Genomic DNA, 20,386 nt, shown 5'->3' on the forward strand with positions numbered 1-20,386 from the left:
CTCGAGGGCGGAGGAAACGGACGGCCTTGACCCCGCAATCCGACCCGGTTAGCTTCGCCACGCGACCCGATGGGTGAGCGTCCGCGAGCGCTCCGACGTCGAATGTCGCCCCGCGGGAGGAGCGAAGTTGCGACCAGAGGCACGGATGCGAGAGCGCCCCGAAGGCCCTGGGACCGGCGAGGAGTGCCGGCGGATAGGTCGAACCCTCGGCCTCCGACTCGATCGCTCCCCGGACCGGGGCAAGGCGCCGGCGGTCCTTTGCCTGTTGTTGCTGGTATCGGGCTGTGCGACCATCCCCAACGGGGCCGAGCTCGCGGCGACGACATCCTCGTTCGCCTACTCGACGGGCCGGGGAACCCAATCGTTCGCGTCCACCCCCTCGATGGTCATCTCCGCGCTCAACTCCGCGATGACGGACCTGGACATGTCCGAGGTCCGGGTGATCCGGGAGATCGGGATTTCCAGGGTCCAGGCTCGCACGAGCGACCGTCGCTCGATCAGCGCCACGGTCCGCTTCTTCCAGGGGGCGACGACGGTCGCCGTCCGGATCGGCTGGTTCGGCGACGAGCCCCTCTCTCGCGCGCTCCTGGATCGAGTCGGGGTCCGGCTCGGCACCAAGGAGCCGGAGGCCATCCCCGAGGTCGCCCCGAGCGAGCCGTCGGGGAACCCCTTCTTCTCCCGCAGGGCCGTATCCGACGAGGAAATGCTCCGCGACTTCGTCGAGGCGCCGTATCGGGATCGCGTCGTACCCTGACCGGCGAGCATCTCGAAACGGTCGGTCTCGATGACCTGCCCGCTGATGCACGCTCCCTCGTCGCCAAGCGCAAAGAAAAAGGGGCCGAAGCCCCTGGATCGTGACGCTTAACAAGGCTACATTCGATCCGGCTCGTCCCGACATCCATGCGGAAACGAATCACGGAACGAATGGCCGTGTCGGGGCGGCGCGACCTGAGTCACGTGCACCCATACACAGAAAGGTTGAACCGCGCGGGATCATCCATGCCGCCCGGAATCAAACCTGGTTTTTTTGGGAAGATAGAGAGAATGCCGGCCGGCACACGGCAGGCAGGGCAACACACAGAATAGTGGTCGCTGTTGGATACTTCGATACCGAGGGGACGCGTCTCGAGAAGTTGCTCCGTCGTCCGTCGTCCCACTGCCGAGGGCCAAAATACGACGAAAAGTACCCTGCGTCAACCCGTCCCCGGCCTATTTTTCTCGAATTCGATAGGACCGTCACGACCCGCCGGACTTGCCCCCACGGCCGCCGCGGGCGGTCTACCGGCTCGCGGTCGGCCCCGGCTCCCTCTCTCCGGGAGCCGGATGCCCTGGGGCCATGGCTCCTTCGACCCTCGATTGATCAGCGATGGTGCATAATCCGTTGCATCCCCGACCCCCGGCCCGAGGCGCCTTCGCGCCGGTCCGATCGCTCGAGGCGTGGCGGGCGTTCCCTCCAGTCCTTGCCATACTATACACCTAAGGCAGGGCTCGGACCGGCTCGTCCCGGTCGAGCGTCTCGGCCTTCGAGAGGGGAGGCCATCCGCTAGATCAGGATTTGATGGTGTAATGGCGCGAGGCCCTCTCCTCGCGAGCCGATCGGCCTCGATGAGGTCGCTGGCCGGGACCGCCGGGGGCAAGTAAGATCGTCGCGGCCAGCCACGAAACCCGAGCGGAGCGCCGTCGTGTCCAGCGAAGTCTCAGCCGACGTCCCTTCGAGGATACACTCCCTCGATCAATTCCGCGGGTACACGGTCGTGGGGATGCTACTCGTCAATTACATCGGGGGATTCCAGGAAGTCGGGGCCGTCTGGAAGCATCACAACACGTATTGCAGCTACGCCGACACGATCATGCCCCAGTTCTTCTTCGCCGTGGGCTTCGCCTACCGGCTGACGTTCCTGCGTCGCCTGAGGAAGTCCGGCGCCATGCCGGCGGTCCGGGCGGCGATCGCGAGATGCCTGGGCCTGATCCTGGTCGGTTTCGTGCTCTACCACCTGGATGGCCGGGTGAATTCGTGGAGCGAGCTGACCGATCTCGGGTGGCGAGGCGTCCTCGCGGGGGCCTTCCGGCGCGAGCTCTTCCAGACGCTCGTGCACATCGCCCTGACGTCGCTCTGGATCTTGCCGGTCATCGCCGCGGGGCCCGGCTGGAGGCTGGGCTTCGTGATCGCCTCGGCCGTGCTCCACCTGGTGCTCTCGCAACGCTTCTACTTCGATTACGCCTGGAAGACGCCCGTCATCGACGGCGGGCCGCTCGGATTCCTGTCCTGGTCGATCCCGACGATCGCCGGCTCCTTCGCCTACGACATCGTGAGTCGCGACGTTCGAATCCCGACCGATCCGCTGAGAGGGCTCCTCCTGGGAGCGGCGACCCTGATGACCGTCGGGTACGGCCTCTCCTGCCTCTCCGCCACGTTCCCTTCGCCGCCCTTCGTCCAGCCTCCGAAAGATACACCCGTGGACATGTGGACGATGAGCCAGCGGACCGGGAGCATTTCCTATCTCACGTTCGCCGCCGGACTTTCGATGCTCGTTTACGCCGGATTCGTCCTGGCCTGCGACCGCGGCGGGATCCGGGTCGCGCTCTTCCGGACCTTCGGTCTCAACCCCCTGGCCGCGTACATCCTGCATCCGATGGTCCAGGGCGCCGTGAATCCCTATGTCCCTCGCGACGCGCCGCTCTGGTACGTCCTGGCGGCGTTCCTCCTGTATCTCGCCATCAACTCGATCCTGATCCGTTACCTGGAGAAGCGGGGGATATTCCTCCGGCTTTGACGGGCCGGGATCGCCGCGGCCGGGACTCGCGATCGCGGCGGCTTCAGTCCGGCCGACGGCCCTCGACGAGCGACAGGCTGAGCGGGACCTCCAGTCCGTGGCGATCCACCAACGCCCGATCTCCCAGGATCGACCGGCAGTCGCCATCGGCCGCGATCAGCCCGCCGTCGAGCACGATGGACCTCGGACAGATCTCGAGGACCATCTCGAGGTCGTGGGTGGCGACGAGCCGGGTGACTTCCAGGCTCCGGATCAGCTCGATGAAACGCCGGCGGCCGCGAGGATCGAGATTCGCGGTCGGCTCGTCGAGGACGAGGATGGAGGGCCGGCAGGCGAGGATTCCGGCGAGGCAGGCCCGCTTCCGTTCCCCGAAGCTGAGGTGATGAGGCGGCCGTTCGGCCTTGTCACGGAGTCCGACGCGTTCGAGGGACTCGATCGCGAGCGTCCTGGCCTCATCCCGCGGGAGTCCCTGGTTGAGCGGGCCGAACGCGACATCCTCGATCACGGTCGGGCAGAAGAGCTGATCATCGGGGTCCTGGAACAGGAATCCGACCTTGCGTCGGATGTTCGCGGCGGTCTTCGGACTGACCTCCAGTCCCTCGATCCAGACGCGCGGCGACGTGGCCTCATCGACCGGATGCTGACCGGGTCCATGATGACCCGCGTGCGGCGAACGCCTGCGGTCGGGGAGCAGCCCATTCAGATGGAGGAGCAGGGTGCTTTTCCCCGCGCCGTTGGGACCGACCAGGGCGACGCATTCGCCGGCGAAGATATCGAAGCTGAGCCCTCGCAGGGCCTCATTCCCATCCGGGTAGCGATACGTCAGATCACGCACTCGAATGGCCGGCGGCGTGGCGTGAGGGGGATGGTCACTCATGGCAGGCCGGCTGCCTCCGGGTCCGACGGGGAATGAACCCCCCGTCGCCTTCCCGCGACGTCCGCCCGGGGGTCGTCGAGCCGGCGTAGGTTACCGTCCCAGCCCCGCGCGAGCATCGCGGAGTGGACGCGTTCGGCCCGATCGAGGGATCGAATCAGGAGGACGCCGATGAGGCCGGACAGGGTCGTCCAGGGGAGCCATCGCCGGTTCCGGAACGAGCGGGCCCGTCGAGCCGTGGCCATCCGCTCGAGCTCTTCCAACAGGACGTGGATGTAGCGCTCCATGAACTCGAGCGTCTCGATGAGAACGCGGGGAACTCCGAGGCGGCCCAGTGCCCGCAAGAGGACCGGAAACGGCGTGACCTCGGCCAGCGTGAGCATCATGAGGAGCGCAAGCCCATTTCGGGCGACGATCGAGAGCACGACCTCGCCGACGGTCTCGCCCCTTCGGGCCGCGATTCCGGGGGCGATGGTCACGGCCAGGAATCCCGAAAGGAGGAGGAGGCCCGCCCAGCGGCGCAGCAACACCTGCAAGGAGGCGCCGCTTACCCCGATGACGAAGGCCAGCACGAGCGCGAGGACCGCCAGGACCTTCCATCGGCCCGGGGGCACCGCGACCACCGCGACCACGTAGCACACGGCGAGAATGAGCTTCAGCCGGGCATCGACGCGATCGATGGGCCCACGCCCGGTGGTGCGGGCGGCTGTCGACTCAGGCCACATCCGCCCCCAGCCTTTCCGGGGGCCCGTCTCCGGACGCGAAGACGCGGGCCAGCGACCAACTCAGGGCAAAAACCGCCAGGGTCCCGATCAGGCCGGCGAGGGCCGTGGCGAACTTCAGATGATCGGGGCCGGGAAATGAGAGCGAGTAGTCGGGCATGGGGACGAGTCCGGAGAGCCAGGAAGGCTCGGCCGATGTCGAGACGAGTCCCAGCTTCTCGCCGACGTACTCCAGTCCATCCGGGAATTCCGAGGCGAGCGGCGAGAGGAAGACCGCCACGGCGAGCGCGACGGCGAGGCCGCCCAGCGCGGTCGATCCCCACGACGGCCTTTTCCCGCCGGACGGGAACCCCGTGGCGACCTCGCCTGGGGATAGGCCCGACGCGTCCGCATCCCAGATCAATTCCGGGCGGGCCTGGAGGACGAGCCGGATCACCATGCCGGTGACGACGGCCTCGCCGAGTCCGATGACGGAGTGGACCAGCGCCATCCAGCTCAGGATGCGGAGGAACTCCCTCGGGGGATGGCCGGCGGAAAGCTCGACCGCGCAGGCCCCGGCGGCCAGCAGCACGGAGAACCAGGCGGCCACCATCGAACCCATGAGGATGCCACGCCGGCCGCCGATGGCGCGGCGAATCGGCGCATAGATGGCATACCCGCACACGGAGCCGAGGACGCCCATGTTGAGGAAGTTCGCGCCCAGGGCCTCGAGCGCACCGTCGCCGAAAAGGAAGCACTGGACCAGGAGCACCGCGCCGATGGCCACCGCGCCCGCCCAGGGTCCCAGGATCACCGCGGCGAGGACTCCGCCGAGCAGATGGCCGGAAACGCCCGCCCCGACGGGGAAATTCACCATCTGGGCCGCGAAGATGAAAGCCGACGTCATCCCCATCGCGGGCGTGGTTCGCTCCCCCAGCTCCCTGCGAACGGATCGCAGGCCGTAACCCAGGGCCGCGGCTCCCAGAACGGTGGTCGCCAGGGCGATCTCCGGCTCCAGCACAGCATAAGGAATGTGCATGCGCCCCCCCCCCATCGGCAGACTTGCCGCCGTTGCGTCCCGGCCCGGCTCACGTACAGCCCATGATACTGCCGGTATGACGTCGGGTCAAAAAGTTCATACGACGATCGATCTCGCCGGCCGCCTCGACACGAAAGCCAATCCGCCCTTGCCGAATCCCTCCCCGAGGAGGAGCCCGAGGATCAGGTGCCGGAGGCCGGGGAGGCCGCGGAGGCGGACTTCTCGCACTCCGGCATCGACTGGATCGCGAAGAGGAGCCGGCCACCGATCATCCCCCGCGCATCCTCGTAGAGGAGCGACTCGAATTCGTCGATCCGATCGGGGCTGAGGGCGATCCGCGACGAGTAATAGGCCGGGAGGTTGGGCAGGGGGACCGTGGTCCGGGACGTGGGCGACGTGTGCCATGTCTCGCGACCCCGGAAGTAGAGGCGGACCTGGGCATTGATCCGGGTAAGCCGGTTCTTCGAGGAGAGGTAGTTCCCCTCGCGAGACTCCCTCAGCTCGATGTCCAGATGATACGGCGCCTCGGCCCACGGCAGGGTCCAGTGGGGAGAGCCATGTTGCGGCAGGTAACCGCGCGAACGCAGGGCCTTGTTGATCTCCGGCAGGGTCTCGGCCTGGTACTTGGCCAGCGATCCGGCCAGCAATTCTCCCCGGAGCGGTCCGACGCGTATGCCATGAAGGCGAATGAGTCCTCCGAGCAGACGCTCCGCGCGGGCCTGGTACTGCGCCTTCACGTCGGGGGGGAGATGGGACAACCATGCCCCGGTGGATTCGCCGGTGTCGAAGGCGAGGACCGGATTGCCGGACCCGGCCGCCCGCTGGGCCGCCTCGAGCTCGCCATCGATCCGCTTTCGAAGCGTCGCCTGAAAGGCATCCTCGAAGGGAGCCCGGAGCGAGCTGAGATCGCGATCGCTGGCGATCCTCGCCCTCAGGTTGAGCCATTCTCCGACCTGCAACGCCGCGGCCGGCGCCGTGCGAAGGCGATCGAGAAGGCCCGTCGCGTCGCGTCGGGCCAGTACGGAGCGACGTTCCCTGAGAGCGGCTAACTCGCCGCGCTCCTTTGCTGGCTGCTCGCCCGAGATCGAGATCGCGGAATCGAGGGCCAGGAGGGCGGCCCCCAGCTCTCCGCTTGCCTCATGAGAGGCGGATTCCTCGATCAGCCTTGAGATGGTGCGGGCGGTCCCCGCTCGTTCCTGGGACAGGACCAACCGCCAGATCCCCGCCGAAAGGACGACCACGCCCGCGAGCCCCATCGACGACCACGCCCAGGGAACCCATTTCGGCCGTCCCGACCGCCTGCGGACCCAGGACGGCTCGGACACTCTCGGTATGTAGGGGACTTCCAGGAGTTGCCGGCAGAACGGACAGCGCACCTGCCGCCCGGGTGCCAGCCCCCGCGCTTCGACGAATTGTCCGCATTCCGGGCAAGCGAACGATTCTTCCATCCCGATCCCCCACGCACCCGGATGGTTGCCTCCCTCCGCACATTGTACGAGGCGGGAGGCTCGATCTGGAAGTCGGGTGTCGTTTCCGGTTCGGGGAAGGGGGCCTTCGGAAGGCGACGTTCAGATTCCGCCCTGGCTCGTGCAGCGGTTCATCAGCCATGTATCCACGTCGCTGAGCATCTGGTTGTTCAGTCGATGCGTGCACGGGTAGGACTGGAATGCAACGCTCAATCCGCCGGAGCGAAGCGTCGAGACATCCTTGCGGACGCCCGAGAGGGGATGCCTCATGTTCCATGCACCGTGGACGACCAGGATGGGCAGCTCGCGACACGCCTTGATCCGCCCGAGAGGTCGGAATCCCGAGGGAAGCCAGCCATTGATGGCCACGATTCCGGCGAATCGCTCCGGGAAGCTCAGGCCGAGCCGGTACGCAACCGCGGCCCCCTCGCCGCAGCCGACCAGGAAGATCCGCTCCGAATGGACATGGAGGAGGCTTCGGGTGGTGCGGATGCCGTTGAAGATCCCTTCCTCGAGCCGGCCGAGCTCGTCGTGCTCCGGCTCGAACAGGGCGCGACGGACAACCTCGGCCTCGGGGCGCCGCGGCCGGGCCCGCAGGCCGGTCCGATCCTCAACCTCGAAGTCCCGGCCCCATCCGTATCCCGCGGGCCGATCGCGCCGGGTCACCGTTTCGGGCCCCCTGAGCCCGAGCCCGACATAGTTTCGCCAGCTCAGGGCCGGCATCGCCCGCACGAGCTGGTCCTCATCTCCGCCCCGGCCGTGGAGCAGGACCAGCAGCGGATAGGCGTAGTTGGGCTCGTACTGTCGCGGAATGAAGCGCGTTTCGACGAGGAGGCTGGACGCTGAGGTCGACGTGGACGGTGGAGCATTGAGCCGATCGTTGGTCATCCTGAGAAACCTCCCGTGTCGACGTCAGGTCGGGTTGGACGATTCTGAACGGCTGTGACGATCACGCGGCCTTCCCAAACCTGTCCAGCTTGCCCAGCCTACCATGCTGAGGCCAGCGAACTCGGGAAAGCATAGCCGCGATCTTGCCACCCTTCAATAAACCGCCCAGTTATTTCCAATTTTGTCTCAAGTTTCGGGGAAGGCGATCCGGGACCCGGTCAAATCCTTGAAATCTGCCATGGTTGTGTCGATTGAACGCGATCCGGGACCTGGGAATCTTGCAGAAACTCTAGGTCCCATTTCCCGATGACGGTCGAAGCGGGGAGAGGCTCTGACGTCCGCCGGCTGAGCTCGGCCGGACGACAGAGCCCGGTCGCCTCGTTCAGACGTACTTCTTGATGAAGTTGTTGACGGACTTCGGGAAGACGCTGAGAGAGTGCAGGACGCTATTGGTCTTCACGGGCTTCCGATAGAGCTTCCGATGCTGGGCGGTCGAGGCCGCCTTGGCGGCGGCGGCGGCGGCGCGGGCGTCCGCGCGGGCGGCCAGTTTCGAGTTGTTGACGGCGAGCAACTGCTTGGGGGCGGGGTAGTTGGGGACGTAGGTGCTGCCGTCCGACCCGAGCAGCTTGAGGTTCACGGGGCCGGACATCGCCGTGTTGTTATTGCTGAACGATTCGTTGATGACATGCTCCGGATCGACGATGACCGCGATCCGGCCGACCTCGCTGCTGGATAGCGTCACGCCCGCCGGGAGACGATTGGGGAGGGTGAGCGACTGGGTGAGCGTCTGGGTCGTGCCCGGGGCCAATCCCTGGATGACCGTATCCCCTAGGAACAGGCCCGCTGTGGTATCCCCATTCCCATTCACGAGGACGAATCGGACACGGAATGCACCCGGATCCGCGCTGCCCAGATTCTGGAGGACGGTCGAGACTTGGAAGGAGTTCCCCCAGCTCAGGGTGCCGGAGGAGACGGTGACGCCGCCGGGGGCCAGGTTGGGGAGAGCCGTCTCGGCCGTGGTCGTGGGTGTGGTGTCCGTCGTGTTGACGGTCACCGGGGTCTGATCCACGCCCACGCCGCCGACCGGATTCCGAGGATAGGTGGTGTTGGTCTCGTAGTCGCCGTCCGGCACGATCGTCAGCGTGTAGGAGCTCGAGCCCTCGACGATCCGGGGGACCATGGAGGGGAGCGTGACGCTGGTCTCCACATTCACGGAGGACCAGGCCGGTATGGTCGGGACAGAGATGCTCCCGATGGTCAGGTCGGAGAGGCTGCCGAACGCGGACCCGGCCGGCGTCAGGACGACCAGGGCCCGGGTCGCGGGCGCAACCCCGTAGGACTCGTTCTTGATCTGGGCGGTCACCTGCATGGTTCCGCCCCAGTCCACGGCCGTCGGGTAGACGCCGATCCCGCTGGCGGTGAGCGCCGCTTGCTGATGAGGGGCCACCTGGAGGGCGACCGAGTCGAACCCCGCGCCCACTCCCGTGTTGTTGCGACGGTTCGATTCCTTCACGACCCCTTCCGGGTCGACCTTGGTGTCGATGTAGACCACCCCGTTGGAGGAGACCCCCGGGACCTGTGTGGTGGGGAGCTTCACGGTGGTGGTGAAGGGGACGGACTGGCCGGGCTCGAGCCCCGCGGGGATGGTGACCTCGCCCAGGAGCACGGAGTACTTGCCCACCGTGCTCTTGCTGGAGGCATAGATCCCGACATTGAAGGCGGTCGTGACCGTGGACCTGCCCTGATTGGTGACCTGGCCGGTCGCCGTCACCGGGTCGCCCCAATCCGCCGACGTATCGGTCACGAGCGAGGAGGTCACCAGGTCGGGGAGGGTCGAGCCGAGGGCCGACATCACCTCGCGACGCTCGAGTGCATCGAACTTCAGGATGATGGGCCCGCGCCCCCAGGCGCGGCGGCGTCCGGCGGACCGACGGTCTTGGGACGGCATGGCGAAACTCCTCCATGAGAACGGATCACGACCCGGTGCGGCTTGGCGGCACGCCGAGGTGGTGCCAGCGGCAGAGATTCTTACCGCATCCATCACGCCCCGAGCGACTCGGAGCGGTCAGCCCCTTCCTTGGGCTCTCGCACACGCTAATGAGGATCACCGCGAGCGTCAAGGTCGACCGCTGACCGCACGAGCCGGGGATCCGCCGCGGCGACCCCGCACTCGGGAGCCGGATCTTGCCGATTGTGCGCATTCCGGACGCGGCGGTATCGTCGTATCCGCGGGCGACCTCGGAGGATCGTGACGCATCGAACCCGGGCCCGGCGGTGCGAGGATGCCCCCACACGCGATTGAATTCACCGGCGTGACGCGAAGTCATTCTCCGGGGACGCGTGCGCTCGAACGGCTGTCGTTGGCCATCAAGCCGGGCGAGCGACTGGTCGTCCTGGGGCCGTCCGGCTCCGGCAAGACGACGCTCCTGCGCCTGATCGCCGGGTTGGACGTTCCGCAGGAGGGGACGATCCGGATCGGCGACCGCGACGCGTCCGGTGTCCCACCGCATCAGCGCGACGTGGCGATGGTCTTCCAGTCGCAGCCCCTCTATCCGCATCTCAGCGTCGCCGCGAACCTCGAGTTCTCGATGAAGGCTCGCGGCATCCGGGCCCGAGAACGGCGCGAGCGGGTCCGGTCGACCGCGGAGTTGATGGGGATCGGCAGTTTGCTCGAGCGGTGGCCGAGTGAGCTCTCCGGAGGAGAACGCCAACGGGTGGCCCTGGGCCGAGCCGTGACGCGACGTCCGGGGATCCTCCTGCTCGACGAGCCGTTTTCCAGCCTCGATGAACCCCTCCGCGCCGGGCTCCTCTCTCAGTTGTTGACGCTGCATCGGCAAATCGGGTCTACCCTCGTGCTGGTCACCCACGACCAGTCCGAGGCCCTCATGGTCGGCGAACGGCTCGCGATCCTCGACCAGGGCCGCCTCCTCCAGTGCGACACCCCGGAGGCGGTCTACGACCGCCCGGTCCACCGCGGAGTCGCCGCGCTCGTCGGAAGCCCTGGGATGAACTTGCTTCCTTGCCAGATATTCGAGGATGGTTCATCGCGGCGAATCGTCCTGGCCGGTCGCGACCTGATCCGCCCTGCCGAACGATCGCGCGCCATGTTCCCCCCGCCCGGAGACTACGAACTCGGCTTTCGACCGGAGGCCGTGCGGATGATCGGGGATCTCGAGCCGGGGATCGCGGACGGGCGGATTCAATTGGAGGCCCGCGTCGTCGGCTCCCGGTATCGGGGGGCGACGCGCCTGGTCGAGCTCGAACGAGAAGGCCACAAGCTCGCGGTCCGAATCGAGTCGGCCGACCCTTGCGCCGTCGGCCGCGTCGTGACCCTCGAGGTCGGAATTGGGGAAGTCTCCTGGTTCGATCGGGCGACCGGCCATCGGCTCTCCTGAGCCGGTGTCCGCGTCGGGGAATCAGGTCGACTCTTCCTCATCGGCGAGCCGCACGGGCTGGAACGACGGGGCCAGGCACTCCGGACACGCAGCGGCCAGTCCGAGGTAAGGTTTCGCGCATCTCGGGCACAGCCCTGCACTTCGGCGGAGGGTGGGGAGCGAGGCGCGGAGGCTGGCTCCGTCGTGGGTATGGGCAAAGGCGTCGGCGATCCGGCCGGCAAGCTGAACGAGGTCCGGCTGGATCTTTCCGGATCGCAGGCGATGGTGGATCAGGCGCAGGAACCACTGAGAGAGGTCGGCATCGAGCTCGCGACGGCTCTCCTTGCCGAGGCCCGGGGACAGGGCCGCGTGCAGCTCGAGGACCCGCTCCGGATCGTTGACGTCCCGGGCGGCTGAAAGCTGCGCAAGCTGGTTCTCGATCGCCGCGCCGTCGTCCAGCTCGTGCTCGTCGTGGGCCCCATCCAGGCGAGGTTCGTCCGGCGTGTCGGGCCCGGCTTCGTCCGCCTCCGCGGCGTCGATGGACGGGGGGACGCTCGGTCTGGCCGGCTCGGTCTGGGCAGGCGTGATGACTGACGCCTGGGGGAGGGGGGCCTCCGTGACCTCTCGGGCGAGAATGTCACGTCCCGTCAACCAGATCCCCAGGGCCTTCAGAATCCGGGCCCCGACGAATCCGGTCAGTACATAGGCGACCAGCCAGTAGCAGCCCTCGGCGATCCCGAGGAGGAGGGGCAGTCCCGAACCGCCGGTGGTGGCCATCCCCCTGAGGACGCAGTGAACGGCCGTGAACAGGCCCAGGAGGATGGAGCCGCGCTCGATCGCGACGGCCGCCGGATCGAGTACCTGGGCGATCGTGAGGTTCCTGGTGCGGGGAATTCCGCCTCTTTCGGTCTCTGCCATGGGTTGCCTGACTCGGAGGAGCTCGGGGGTTTCCACGATTATCCCGGATCGATCAAGCCGGGCAATGCACCTCCCGGAGCGGAGCGATGCAAAAAGAAAAACCACCCGTGCCGGCGCCATCAAGCGGCCTCGGCGTGGGTGGTTCGATGGCAACCGTGTCGGGGACTTTGCTCGTCAGGATCCGAGCTGGCGGGCGATCCGATTCGCCGAGGCCGGCATTTCGAGCACGGATTCGTCCAGGTGGTAGAGCATGGCGTAGGCGTCTTCGCCGGTGTCCTGGTAGTGCTCTCGGAGGACCTCCACGGCGCGGAAGCCGACGACCCGGAAGAAGTACTGGGACGTCAGGTTCGTCTCGCGGACGCAGAGCGCGATCCGATTTCGCCGCTGCGAGGACAGCTTGCCGGCGAGCTTGGAGACCATCTGACGTCCGATTCCCGTGCGGCGGAATTCGGGATGGGTGGCGAAGTCGAGCACCTGGATCCGATTGCGATGCAGCTCGTAGATCATGAATCCGACGATCCGCTCGGAAAGCTCGGCCACCATGCCGATGCAATTCCGCTGGCGGAGCACGCGGAGGAACTCCTCCTCGCACCAGGGATATTCGAAGCTGGCGTGCTCGATGGCCATGACCTCGGGCATGTCGCGCCGGATCATCCAGCGGATGTGCACGCGGGTCTGAGCCTGGGAGATGGGGACCGTGCTCATCGAGCCTCCTTCCGTGGAACTCTGAAACGACCGCTCGGCGTCCATCCTGGATCGCCTGGGTCGAGCGAACGTGCGAGCCGAATCGGGCATCGAAGACCGAAGGATGTGCAGAGACGTCGCGGCCAACCTGACGCACCGAAGGGAAGACGACCCTGAAGTGAGCGTGCCAGCCGAGCGAGCGGGATTCTAGCGAAGCCCCTACCGACTGCCAAGGTCGCTTCCGAGCTGCGTGTTGGGCGACTCTCCGTCGACTCTCTATCGGCCAGGCGGGGAATCGGACGTGAGGATTCCGCGGGCGGAGCGGCGTGTGCGGGCCGGTCCGGATTGGTGCGAACCGATCCACCATTCTCGCGACGAAGTCGAGCCCGGCGGGCGGGCTCGCATCAGAACCGACCGAAGGCGTATTCCTTGTTGGCGACGTCGAAATCGAGGTCGTTCAGGCCGACGTTCAGTTTCAGGTTTCCGTAGGCGTATTCCTCGGCGAGGATCGCCGGACCTCCCGCTTCCGCCGGCCAGTCATAGCCCTCGAATCGGATCGGCAGGTTGTGCAGCGTATCGATGAAGAGGCGGATCTTGTAAAACTGGAAGTGGGGTTGCTTCTGGGGATGCAGGGCCTCGACCATGAGGCAACGGCGTCCCCCCTCGATCACGCTCGGGTCGAAGACGAGGACGGTTTCACGGGGGCTCAGCTCCAGTTCCCATCTCCGGATGACCGTGTCGATGAGGTTGCCGATGCCCGCGTCGGTGATCGGGTGCCGGTTCTCTTGCAGGGCGCGGGCGGACGTCGGCGCCACCTCCATCGTCCCGGCCAGCAATTTCACGAGCCCGGCCTCGTGGACGAGGACGTTGCCGCGATTGCGGCCGTGGACGTAGATCGCCTCGCGACCTCGATTCGGCTCCTCGAACTTGAAGTAGATGCTCCGGGGCTCTGTCCGGGCCTTCATGTTCATCACGTTGAGGGGGCTGAGTCGGCCCCTGAGGAGCTCGCGCTTGTAAAAAGTACAGGTGTAGTCTCGGACTTTCGCGAAACTATCCCGGCAGCTCCGCACGATCGCGAGGGCGCGAATCATCGGCTCGTCGTCGCGAACGATGGTGGCGATGCTCCCCTCGGGGAGGTCCGACGCAGCCTTCACCCTTCCGGCCAAGTCGTGGCTCGGTGAGCTCGTGGCCGATGCGGACGCTCGGATCGTGGCGCCGGCAGGCGTCTCGACGGCCGTGCCGGGGACCGAGGGACAGACGATGCCAGGCTCCGTCGTTGCGCCCTCGCGGCCTCCCGCGGGGACGACGGCGGGGAGGTCGGCGCGAATCCAGACGGCGGAGCAGGCCCCCGCGAAGAGCAGGAGGGAGATCCTGGCACGACGGAGGATCCCCCGGGGAGAATGCTCCGGGAAGTCACTTCGATCCTTGAATACCATGACCCCGGAACTCCCACCTGGACGGACCAACGAATCGGAACGTTCCCATATTGGCGACGAGGCGAAAGCGGGTGCTGCGGACCAACGGTCGGGTCGATCCGTGGGTGGGCTCGACGCGGGGAATCAGGTAGAGCACCACATACTCATTATTCTATCACGCAATTCATACGCCAAGTCGGAGTCTCGCGTTTTCTCGATGGCCGGGTTATCCTCGGAAGCAGACGCGCGTGAACTTGATGCCGTCGCGGGAACGGCAGCGTCCTCGAGTCCGGCTGCGAGGGTCGCGCCAGGTTCGACGTCAGCACGGAGAATGACATCGTGCCCGAGGCATCCCTCAGGATCGAGATCGTTGAATCGGAGCCTTTCAGTCAGAATGCGTATGTCGTCTGGCGAGCCGGCCGCGACGAGGCCCTCGTCTTCGACCCCGGCTTCGACTCGACGTCCATCCTGACGCTGCTCCGACGCCACGGGTTGCGTCCCGCGATGATCCTGGACACGCACGGTCACGTGGACCACATCGCCGGCAACGCGGCGCTGAAGGACGCCTTCCCGGCCGCGCCGCTGGTGATCGGGAGGAATGACGCGGCCGCGCTCCAGGATCCCGATCGGAACCTCAGCGCCACCTTCGGCATCCCGGTGATCAGCCCCCCGGCCGACCGCCTCGTCGAGGACGGCGAGTCCTTCGAATCGGCGGGCTTCGCCATCGAGGTGCGGGAGATCCCCGGCCACAGCCCGGGGTCGGTAGCCTACGTCTTCGCCGGCGAGTCGCCGCCGTTCGTGATCGGGGGGGACGTCCTGTTCGCCGGCTCGATCGGGCGGACCGACCTGGGCGGCAGCCTGGAACAGCTCATGAGCGGGATCGAGGAGAAGCTCCTGGACCTGACCGACGAGACGACGATCTACCCGGGGCACGGGCCGGCGACGACCATCGGGCGGGAGCGTCAATCCAATCCGTTCATCCGCCAGCACCTACCGTCCCGGCGACGCTGAACGACCAGGGGACGGGGCCTCCATGGACATCTGGGCGATCGCCGACCTGCACCTCTCCTTCGCGCGACCCGAGCGCCGGGAGCGGTATGCCGCGCGGTGGCGCAACCACGTCGCCCGGGTCGAGTCGAGCTGGCGAGAGAACGTCGGCCCGCGGGACATCGTCCTGCTGCCGGGCGATCTCTCGATGGCCCGCAACCATCGCGAGGTCCAGGCCGATCTCGCCTGGCTCGCTCAGCTCCCCGGCCGGAAGGTCCTCTCGGCGGGGAATCACGATACCTGGTGGAACGGGGCGGAGCAGGTCAGGCCGATCCTGAGGACGTCGATCAGGGCCGTCGGCGGAGACGCCATCGAGATCGACGGCGTGATCATCTGCGGATCCCGGGGCGCACCGGCTCCGTGGCCCGACGATCCGCCCGAGCAACGAGTCCTCGCGGACCACGAGCTCGGCGAGCTCGAGCGGGCCCTGGGTCAGGCCAGGGCACTTCGGCGCGACCCCGATCAGCCGATCTACGTCCTCTGGCATTACCCGCCGTTCGATAGCTACGGCCGCCCCGGCCCCTGGGTCGATCGCATCGAGGAGGCCGGCGTCTCGGCCTGCGTCTACGGCCACCTGCACACGCTCGGGCAATGGTCGAGGGCCATCCAGGGGAAACATCGAGGGAGCCGCTACTACTGCGTCGCCGCGGACGCGATCGGCTTTTCACCCCTCCGAATCGACCAGCATCCCGACCGTCATCGTCCCCCGGCGTCCCCTAGCCGCTAACTTCGCGACAACTCTGCACAAACCGGAAAACGCATCGATCGCTTAAGGACGCCCTCGTCCGCCAGGGATCCCAAGTCGTCATCACGGAGCGTTGTGATCCGTATTGCCGGTATTCAGAACTGTCATCTCGACTTCCCATTCTTACAAGTCAACCGAAAAAGGAGTGGTCTTGTTGACAGATTACTGTACAGGAGGGAACCGTCGCCGCGCGAATCCTGATCCTCAAGTTCCAATCAGCAAAAGGTTTAGATCATCGGATCGGGATTCTTGACATGGGTGGCACGGGAGATGCAATTTACTCCTGGCGTTCTTAGGCTAGGCCAATCGCCAACGATCCATTTCATTCACCACGACAACCGGGAGAGTTCCATGTTGGTCCTGAGCAGGAAGCTGGGTGAGAAGATCGTGATTGGAGACAATATCGTCATCACGGTCGTCAAGATTGATCGCAATCAGATCCGCATCGGAATCGAAGCCCCGCACGACGTGCCCGTCTATCGGGAAGAGATCGCACCCGCCCGCGCCGCCTCGAATCCGAGCCTCGAGCACGTTGGCGTCTGAACGGATTGCTTCGATGTCAGCTCTCGGGCCCTGGCCGAGCATGCGGCCAGACCGACGAGAGGCTGGCGGAGACGCGCGCTGCCATCTGCCGGGCGTCTAGGTCCCGTATGGCATCGCATCTCGAGAGCGGCTCGACGGTGACCGGGCCGTTGAAGCCCAGCCGATCGAGCAGGAGCAGCAGGTCCCGGCATTTTGCCGGATCGGCAGCGTTAGGTAGCGTCCTCTGCTCATCGAGCAGGCGGTGGCGATCCGGATGCAACGGCTCCGAGATATGGACCCACACCACGCGGTCAATCCCCCACGATAATCCCGCCTCGATGCCCTCCCCGGCCGCATAGAGATGGAACGCGTCGACGAGTAGGCCCACGTTCTCGTGACGCTCACGCAGTCCGGCCAGCCGGTCGCAGAGTTGCTGATAGGAGCAGACGAACTCCGGCAGGGTCCCGCTGCGCGCCGAGATCGGCCCCAAGACCTCCAGACCAAGGCGGCTGCCGTGATCCTCGAGGATCCTGGCCACCCGGCCGAGCCTGTCCAGGTGGAACTCGGTTGTTCGGCGACGCTGGTCCACGGCCGACGAGCCGCCCTCGCCGTCCGTTAGCACTTCGGGTAGGACCCAGGTGCCCGTGCAGGTCAGGCCCAGGACGGCGGCGATTCGGGCATAGCGGGGGAGCATCCTCAGATCATCGAGGAAACGCGACTCGTCCCCCTTCCACATGACGGGGAGTGGCCAGGCCCCTCCGCGCAGTCCCAGGTCGTCCATGCGTGCTCGGAGCTCGACCGGATCTTCACCACCCTGGTCGAGATCCCGGACCAGGAGATCCACCCCATCAAAGCCGCATGAAGCCGCGAGGTCGATCGCGGATCTCGCGGATTGACTCAGTCCGACGGCGCGGGCATTCCAGGAAGCGAACATCGGCGAGCTGCTCTCCTCGTCATGGATCGAGATACCGCGGGATGTCTTCTCTCCCAGACTACAGAATCCTCGAGGGTTGGGGAGACCGCCGATCGATTGCCGCTCGGGCACTACTTGGCGCGAGGATATTCAGGGAAGAGAATCAAGGCAAGGATCCGCTGCGGCGGACGGCGGCTGATTCCGAGAAGCAACCGCCCTGTAGAAACACTCGGTCGCCACGACGGGCGAGCTCGCGAGGCAGCCAGTAAGATGCTTGCAACCTGGATCGACACGGCGGCGAAGGGTCGCGGGGGTGGCCCGATCCGGGCAGGCATGTGGTCCGCGGCCGTCATCGGCACTCATCCCATCCAGGATGACCAGCGGGTCTGGCTCGAGATCCTCGCCGACGACCTGGACCTGGGTCGAATTCCGGCCTACTGGATCGAGAACAAGGGCGGGAACAGCCATTGGCAGGTGCCGATCCCCCCCCAGGCCGTCGGCGTCCGCCTCCACTATCGTTCGGTCGTGGAGCACGAGTCGGAGACGGCGTTCGGGGCGTACCAGGATTCGATCGTGCGGCCGAACCTTCCGGATCGGACCGAGTCCGCGGACCTGCTCGGCGGCACGGCGGAAGGGCTGGTCGGCAACCGGATGATGTCGGTCCGAATCGACGCCCGCGGCTCGACCTACGACATCTACTACCCCACCGTGGGGTTGCATGCCCAGGTGCGTCCCCGGGAAGGGGACCTGCCCCAGAGCCGTTCGCACTTCCGGGCGATCGTCGGCGGCCTCGCGATCGGTCGCAGGCTCGACTGGTTCACCGAGCACGCCACGTGGGAGTCCTACCAGAAGTACTCGGGGGATACGAACCTGCTCACGACGGATCTGGCCTGGAGACACGGCCCGATCCAGGTCCAGATCACCGACTTCGTCGCGGCCGGGGAGGGACTCCCTCGAAATGCCGGGCACGAGAAGTCCCCCGGGCAGTACATCAAGCGATTCCGGATCACGAATGAAGGGGCGGAGCTCCGGCAGGCCATGATCGCCGTCTATGTCCAGGCGGAGGTCAACGGCGGCGTGGGCGACACGGGCCTGAGCTGGCACGACCAGGACCGCGCCTTGCTGGCCTTCAATCGCGGCCACATGCACACCAACCGGAAGCTCGCCCGCGATTCGACGATCGCGTTCTCGCTGGCTCTCGACCCCCGGGGCGAGGTCGATTGCGAGCCGACCGGCCCGAATGAGGCCATCCTCTACCGCTGGATCGAGCTGCCCGCCGGCTCTCCGGTCACGGTCGACCTGCTGGTCAGTGGAGCATTCACGGGATGGTGCGGCGACATGGGGACCTTCGAGCACTGGCTCCGCCCCGCGCTCGCCTGGTTCCGGTCCCCCGAGGCGGATCTCGACGCGCTCGAGCAGGAGACGGCGCAGGTCTGGGCCCGTTTCGTCGAGCCGATCCCCGACATCCATTTCCCCAAGGCGTCGTACGCGGTGAGCTTCCGCCGATCCGCCCTGGCCGCCGCGCTCCACGCGGATGCGGAGACCGGCGCCGTCGCCTCGGGACTCGACCGAGGCCTGAGCGCCTACTGCTGGCCGAGGGACGCACTCTGGGTCGGCTCGGCCCTCGAGCGGGTCGGACATCCGGAGATCAACAAGGGCGTCTTCCGGTTCCTGAATCAGGTCCGGATCAAGAACCATCCCTTCCTCTACTGGTTCCAGAAATACTCGATGGACGGCATCCCCGAGTGGGAGACGCCGGCCGTGGACCAGTCGGCCCTGATCCCGTGGTCGCTGGAATGCTACTACCGGCGGACGGGGGACCTCGACTTCGTGACCTCCGTCTGGCCCATGATCGAGCAAGCGGTCGAGGTCTGTCAGGGTAACTCGGGGGGACACCCGGGGCTCTACATGGACGACTCGATGCAGCTCGTCAGCTCGGCCGGGATGGGGGACCAGATCTTCGGTTGCTTCCTCTTCTCGAATGCCGCCGTCGTGGCGGGACTTCGTTCGGCCGCCGCGCTCGCCGTCCTCCTGGGGCGGGAAGAGGTCTCGAGGAGCTGGAACGCCGCGGCCGACCGGATCTGGTACGAAGGGATCGACCGCGCCCCCTCGGCGTCCCGGAGCGAATCCCCCGGACTCATCGATCCGGAGACCGGGCGATTCTTCAGCGGACGCAAGCTGTCGACCCTGCGCGACCTCTGGACCCGCCACCCGGACTTCCTCCTCGATCGTTCGGACAAGCTGGACGTCGGGGTGCTGGCGCTGGCCGTCCCCTTCGGAATGCTGCCGGCGTCCGACGCACGCCTTCGGCGCACGTTCCAGGCCATCGAGCAGGCCAACCTCTCGTCGGGCAACGACCGGGACGTCCTGGCCCGCTTCACCTACGAGCGGTCGCTGATACATCGCCAGTCGCCGACCAGCGAGGCTCAGGAGGTCTCCAGCCTCGCGACGCTCTGGGTGGTACGCTACCTCATCCAGCTCGGGAGGGAGACCGGCCAGGCGGCACACTGGCAGCGAGCCGTCCAGATGCTCGATGCGATCCTGAGTCGACTCTGCTCCCTCGGCCTGGCGCTAAGGCCGGGCGGCCGCGGTGCGGAGTCCGCGCGGGTGGTCGCCAACCCCGGGGGCACAGCCTGGCGGCTCCATGCGATGCTCATCAATGCGACCTTGGATCTCGCGGGGCTCGACTACGATGCGGTCGATCGCAGGTTCACGCTCAGGCCCGTGCTGCCGACCGCGTGGCCGCACACCGGCATCACCCAGCGATTCGAGTGCGGCCGGCTCTCCTATCGTCTCGAGCGGCCGCTCGGCTCCAAGGCCTACCGATTGTGGATCGAGTCCGACCTGAAAGTCCCCGTCCAGTTACGCGTCGAGATGACCTGCCCGGAGCTCACCGAGCTCGGCCCCTGGCGGGCCCTGCCGTCGAAGGAAGAGCCGAAGTTCCACCGCGAAACGTCCCGGTTCTCGTGGAACGAGCGGCTCCCTTTCGGTCGCTCGGAGCGAGTCTACACCTGGGGATGAGCGGG

17 protein-coding genes are annotated in these 20,386 nt (G+C 66.7%); 7 read left to right on the forward strand and 10 right to left on the reverse strand.

Features of this window, described 5'->3' with window-relative positions; all coding sequences use genetic code 11:
- Nucleotides 1-145 precede the first annotated feature (145 nt).
- Together G6O54_RS06895 and G6O54_RS06900 are read left to right on the forward strand one after the other, a co-directional pair.
- Complete coding sequence (locus tag G6O54_RS06895; protein ID WP_165222156.1) at nt 146-754, forward strand: DUF3568 family protein; 609 nt, start codon at nt 146-148, stop codon at nt 752-754.
- Between the two features lie 928 nt (nt 755-1,682).
- On the forward strand, nt 1,683-2,774 hold the full coding sequence (locus tag G6O54_RS06900) for a hypothetical protein (RefSeq protein ID WP_165222159.1): 1,092 nt from the start codon (nt 1,683-1,685) through the stop codon (nt 2,772-2,774).
- A 43-nt stretch (nt 2,775-2,817) separates the two neighbouring features.
- On the opposite strand, the gene G6O54_RS06905 is transcribed toward G6O54_RS06900, so the two are convergent.
- The 6 genes from G6O54_RS06905 to G6O54_RS06930 all read right to left on the reverse strand — a co-directional run bounded on the left by G6O54_RS06905 (nt 2,818) and on the right by G6O54_RS06930 (nt 9,690).
- Complete coding sequence (locus G6O54_RS06905; protein WP_165222162.1) at nt 2,818-3,651, reverse strand: energy-coupling factor ABC transporter ATP-binding protein; 834 nt, start codon at nt 3,649-3,651, stop codon at nt 2,818-2,820.
- Entirely contained in the window at nt 3,648-4,373 is a 726-nt protein-coding gene (gene cbiQ / locus G6O54_RS06910) for a cobalt ECF transporter T component CbiQ (RefSeq protein WP_165222165.1), read from the reverse strand. The genes G6O54_RS06905 and cbiQ overlap by 4 nt, the downstream gene beginning before the upstream one ends.
- Nucleotides 4,363-5,388 carry an energy-coupling factor ABC transporter permease gene (locus tag G6O54_RS06915; protein WP_165222168.1) on the reverse strand — a complete coding sequence of 342 codons (1,026 nt, stop codon included), beginning with the start codon at nt 5,386-5,388 and terminating at the stop codon, nt 4,363-4,365. The genes cbiQ and G6O54_RS06915 overlap by 11 nt, the downstream gene beginning before the upstream one ends.
- A 182-nt stretch (nt 5,389-5,570) precedes the next feature.
- Complete coding sequence (locus G6O54_RS06920) at nt 5,571-6,836, reverse strand: paraquat-inducible protein A (RefSeq protein ID WP_165222170.1); 1,266 nt, start codon at nt 6,834-6,836, stop codon at nt 5,571-5,573.
- 120 nt (nt 6,837-6,956) lie between these two features.
- Complete coding sequence (locus G6O54_RS06925) at nt 6,957-7,742, reverse strand: alpha/beta hydrolase (RefSeq protein ID WP_165222173.1); 786 nt, start codon at nt 7,740-7,742, stop codon at nt 6,957-6,959.
- Between the two features lie 382 nt (nt 7,743-8,124).
- On the reverse strand, nt 8,125-9,690 hold the full coding sequence (locus G6O54_RS06930; RefSeq protein WP_165222176.1) for a CARDB domain-containing protein: 1,566 nt from the start codon (nt 9,688-9,690) through the stop codon (nt 8,125-8,127).
- A 364-nt stretch (nt 9,691-10,054) separates the two neighbouring features.
- On the opposite strand from G6O54_RS06930, the gene G6O54_RS06935 reads away from it, so the two are divergent.
- The gene (locus G6O54_RS06935) at nt 10,055-11,137 is read left to right on the forward strand and encodes an ABC transporter ATP-binding protein (protein WP_165222179.1); all 1,083 of its coding nucleotides are present in this window, start codon (nt 10,055-10,057) and stop codon (nt 11,135-11,137) included.
- A gap of 21 nt (nt 11,138-11,158) precedes the next feature.
- Here G6O54_RS06935 and G6O54_RS06940 read toward each other — a convergent pair whose 3' ends face one another.
- From G6O54_RS06940 to G6O54_RS06950, 3 genes are all read right to left on the reverse strand, one after another.
- A complete protein-coding gene (locus G6O54_RS06940; RefSeq protein WP_165222182.1) occupies nt 11,159-12,034 on the reverse strand; it encodes a hypothetical protein in 876 nt (291 codons plus the stop codon).
- Nucleotides 12,035-12,208: 174 nt separating this feature from the next.
- A complete protein-coding gene (gene rimI, locus G6O54_RS06945) occupies nt 12,209-12,739 on the reverse strand; it encodes a ribosomal protein S18-alanine N-acetyltransferase (RefSeq protein ID WP_165222184.1) in 531 nt (176 codons plus the stop codon).
- Nucleotides 12,740-13,122: 383 nt separating this feature from the next.
- Nucleotides 13,123-14,154: a DUF1571 domain-containing protein gene (locus tag G6O54_RS06950; RefSeq protein WP_165222186.1), complete on the reverse strand. Its 1,032-nt coding sequence runs from the start codon at nt 14,152-14,154 to the stop codon at nt 13,123-13,125.
- 318 nt (nt 14,155-14,472) lie between these two features.
- Between G6O54_RS06950 and G6O54_RS06955 the strand changes: the two genes are divergently transcribed.
- The 3 genes from G6O54_RS06955 (at nt 14,473) to csrA (ending at nt 16,468) form a co-directional block, all read left to right on the forward strand.
- Entirely contained in the window at nt 14,473-15,144 is a 672-nt protein-coding gene (locus tag G6O54_RS06955) for an MBL fold metallo-hydrolase (RefSeq protein ID WP_165222189.1), read from the forward strand.
- 22 nt (nt 15,145-15,166) lie between these two features.
- Nucleotides 15,167-15,907, forward strand: a complete 741-nt coding sequence (locus G6O54_RS06960; protein WP_165222192.1) for a metallophosphoesterase — start codon at nt 15,167-15,169, stop codon at nt 15,905-15,907.
- A 369-nt stretch (nt 15,908-16,276) separates the two neighbouring features.
- Nucleotides 16,277-16,468: a carbon storage regulator CsrA gene (gene csrA / locus G6O54_RS06965; RefSeq protein ID WP_165222195.1), complete on the forward strand. Its 192-nt coding sequence runs from the start codon at nt 16,277-16,279 to the stop codon at nt 16,466-16,468.
- A gap of 16 nt (nt 16,469-16,484) precedes the next feature.
- Here the strand turns inward: csrA and G6O54_RS06970 are convergent, their stop codons facing one another.
- Nucleotides 16,485-17,381, reverse strand: a complete 897-nt coding sequence (locus tag G6O54_RS06970; protein ID WP_165222198.1) for a sugar phosphate isomerase/epimerase family protein — start codon at nt 17,379-17,381, stop codon at nt 16,485-16,487.
- 249 nt (nt 17,382-17,630) lie between these two features.
- On the opposite strand from G6O54_RS06970, the gene G6O54_RS06975 reads away from it, so the two are divergent.
- A complete protein-coding gene (locus G6O54_RS06975) occupies nt 17,631-20,381 on the forward strand; it encodes a glycoside hydrolase family 15 protein (protein WP_165222201.1) in 2,751 nt (916 codons plus the stop codon).
- Nucleotides 20,382-20,386: the final 5 nt, after the last annotated feature.

Source organism: Aquisphaera insulae, from assembly GCF_011064615.1.
Lineage (GTDB): Bacteria > Planctomycetota > Planctomycetia > Isosphaerales > Isosphaeraceae > Aquisphaera > Aquisphaera insulae.

Coding starts and splice junctions, on each gene's coding strand:
- G6O54_RS06895 (WP_165222156.1), top strand. CDS start 146: ATGCGAGAGCGCCCCGAAGGCCCTGGGACCGGCGAGGAGTGCCGGCGG.
- G6O54_RS06905 (WP_165222162.1), bottom strand. CDS start 3,651: ATGAGTGACCATCCCCCTCACGCCACGCCGCCGGCCATTCGAGTGCGT.
- cbiQ (WP_165222165.1), bottom strand. CDS start 4,373: ATGTGGCCTGAGTCGACAGCCGCCCGCACCACCGGGCGTGGGCCCATC.
- G6O54_RS06915 (WP_165222168.1), bottom strand. CDS start 5,388: ATGCACATTCCTTATGCTGTGCTGGAGCCGGAGATCGCCCTGGCGACC.
- G6O54_RS06920 (WP_165222170.1), bottom strand. CDS start 6,836: ATGGAAGAATCGTTCGCTTGCCCGGAATGCGGACAATTCGTCGAAGCG.
- G6O54_RS06925 (WP_165222173.1), bottom strand. CDS start 7,742: ATGACCAACGATCGGCTCAATGCTCCACCGTCCACGTCGACCTCAGCG.
- G6O54_RS06930 (WP_165222176.1), bottom strand. CDS start 9,690: ATGCCGTCCCAAGACCGTCGGTCCGCCGGACGCCGCCGCGCCTGGGGG.
- G6O54_RS06940 (WP_165222182.1), bottom strand. CDS start 12,034: ATGGCAGAGACCGAAAGAGGCGGAATTCCCCGCACCAGGAACCTCACG.
- rimI (WP_165222184.1), bottom strand. CDS start 12,739: ATGAGCACGGTCCCCATCTCCCAGGCTCAGACCCGCGTGCACATCCGC.
- G6O54_RS06950 (WP_165222186.1), bottom strand. CDS start 14,154: ATGGTATTCAAGGATCGAAGTGACTTCCCGGAGCATTCTCCCCGGGGG.
- G6O54_RS06960 (WP_165222192.1), top strand. CDS start 15,167: ATGGACATCTGGGCGATCGCCGACCTGCACCTCTCCTTCGCGCGACCC.
- csrA (WP_165222195.1), top strand. CDS start 16,277: ATGTTGGTCCTGAGCAGGAAGCTGGGTGAGAAGATCGTGATTGGAGAC.
- G6O54_RS06970 (WP_165222198.1), bottom strand. CDS start 17,381: ATGTTCGCTTCCTGGAATGCCCGCGCCGTCGGACTGAGTCAATCCGCG.
- G6O54_RS06975 (WP_165222201.1), top strand. CDS start 17,631: ATGCTTGCAACCTGGATCGACACGGCGGCGAAGGGTCGCGGGGGTGGC.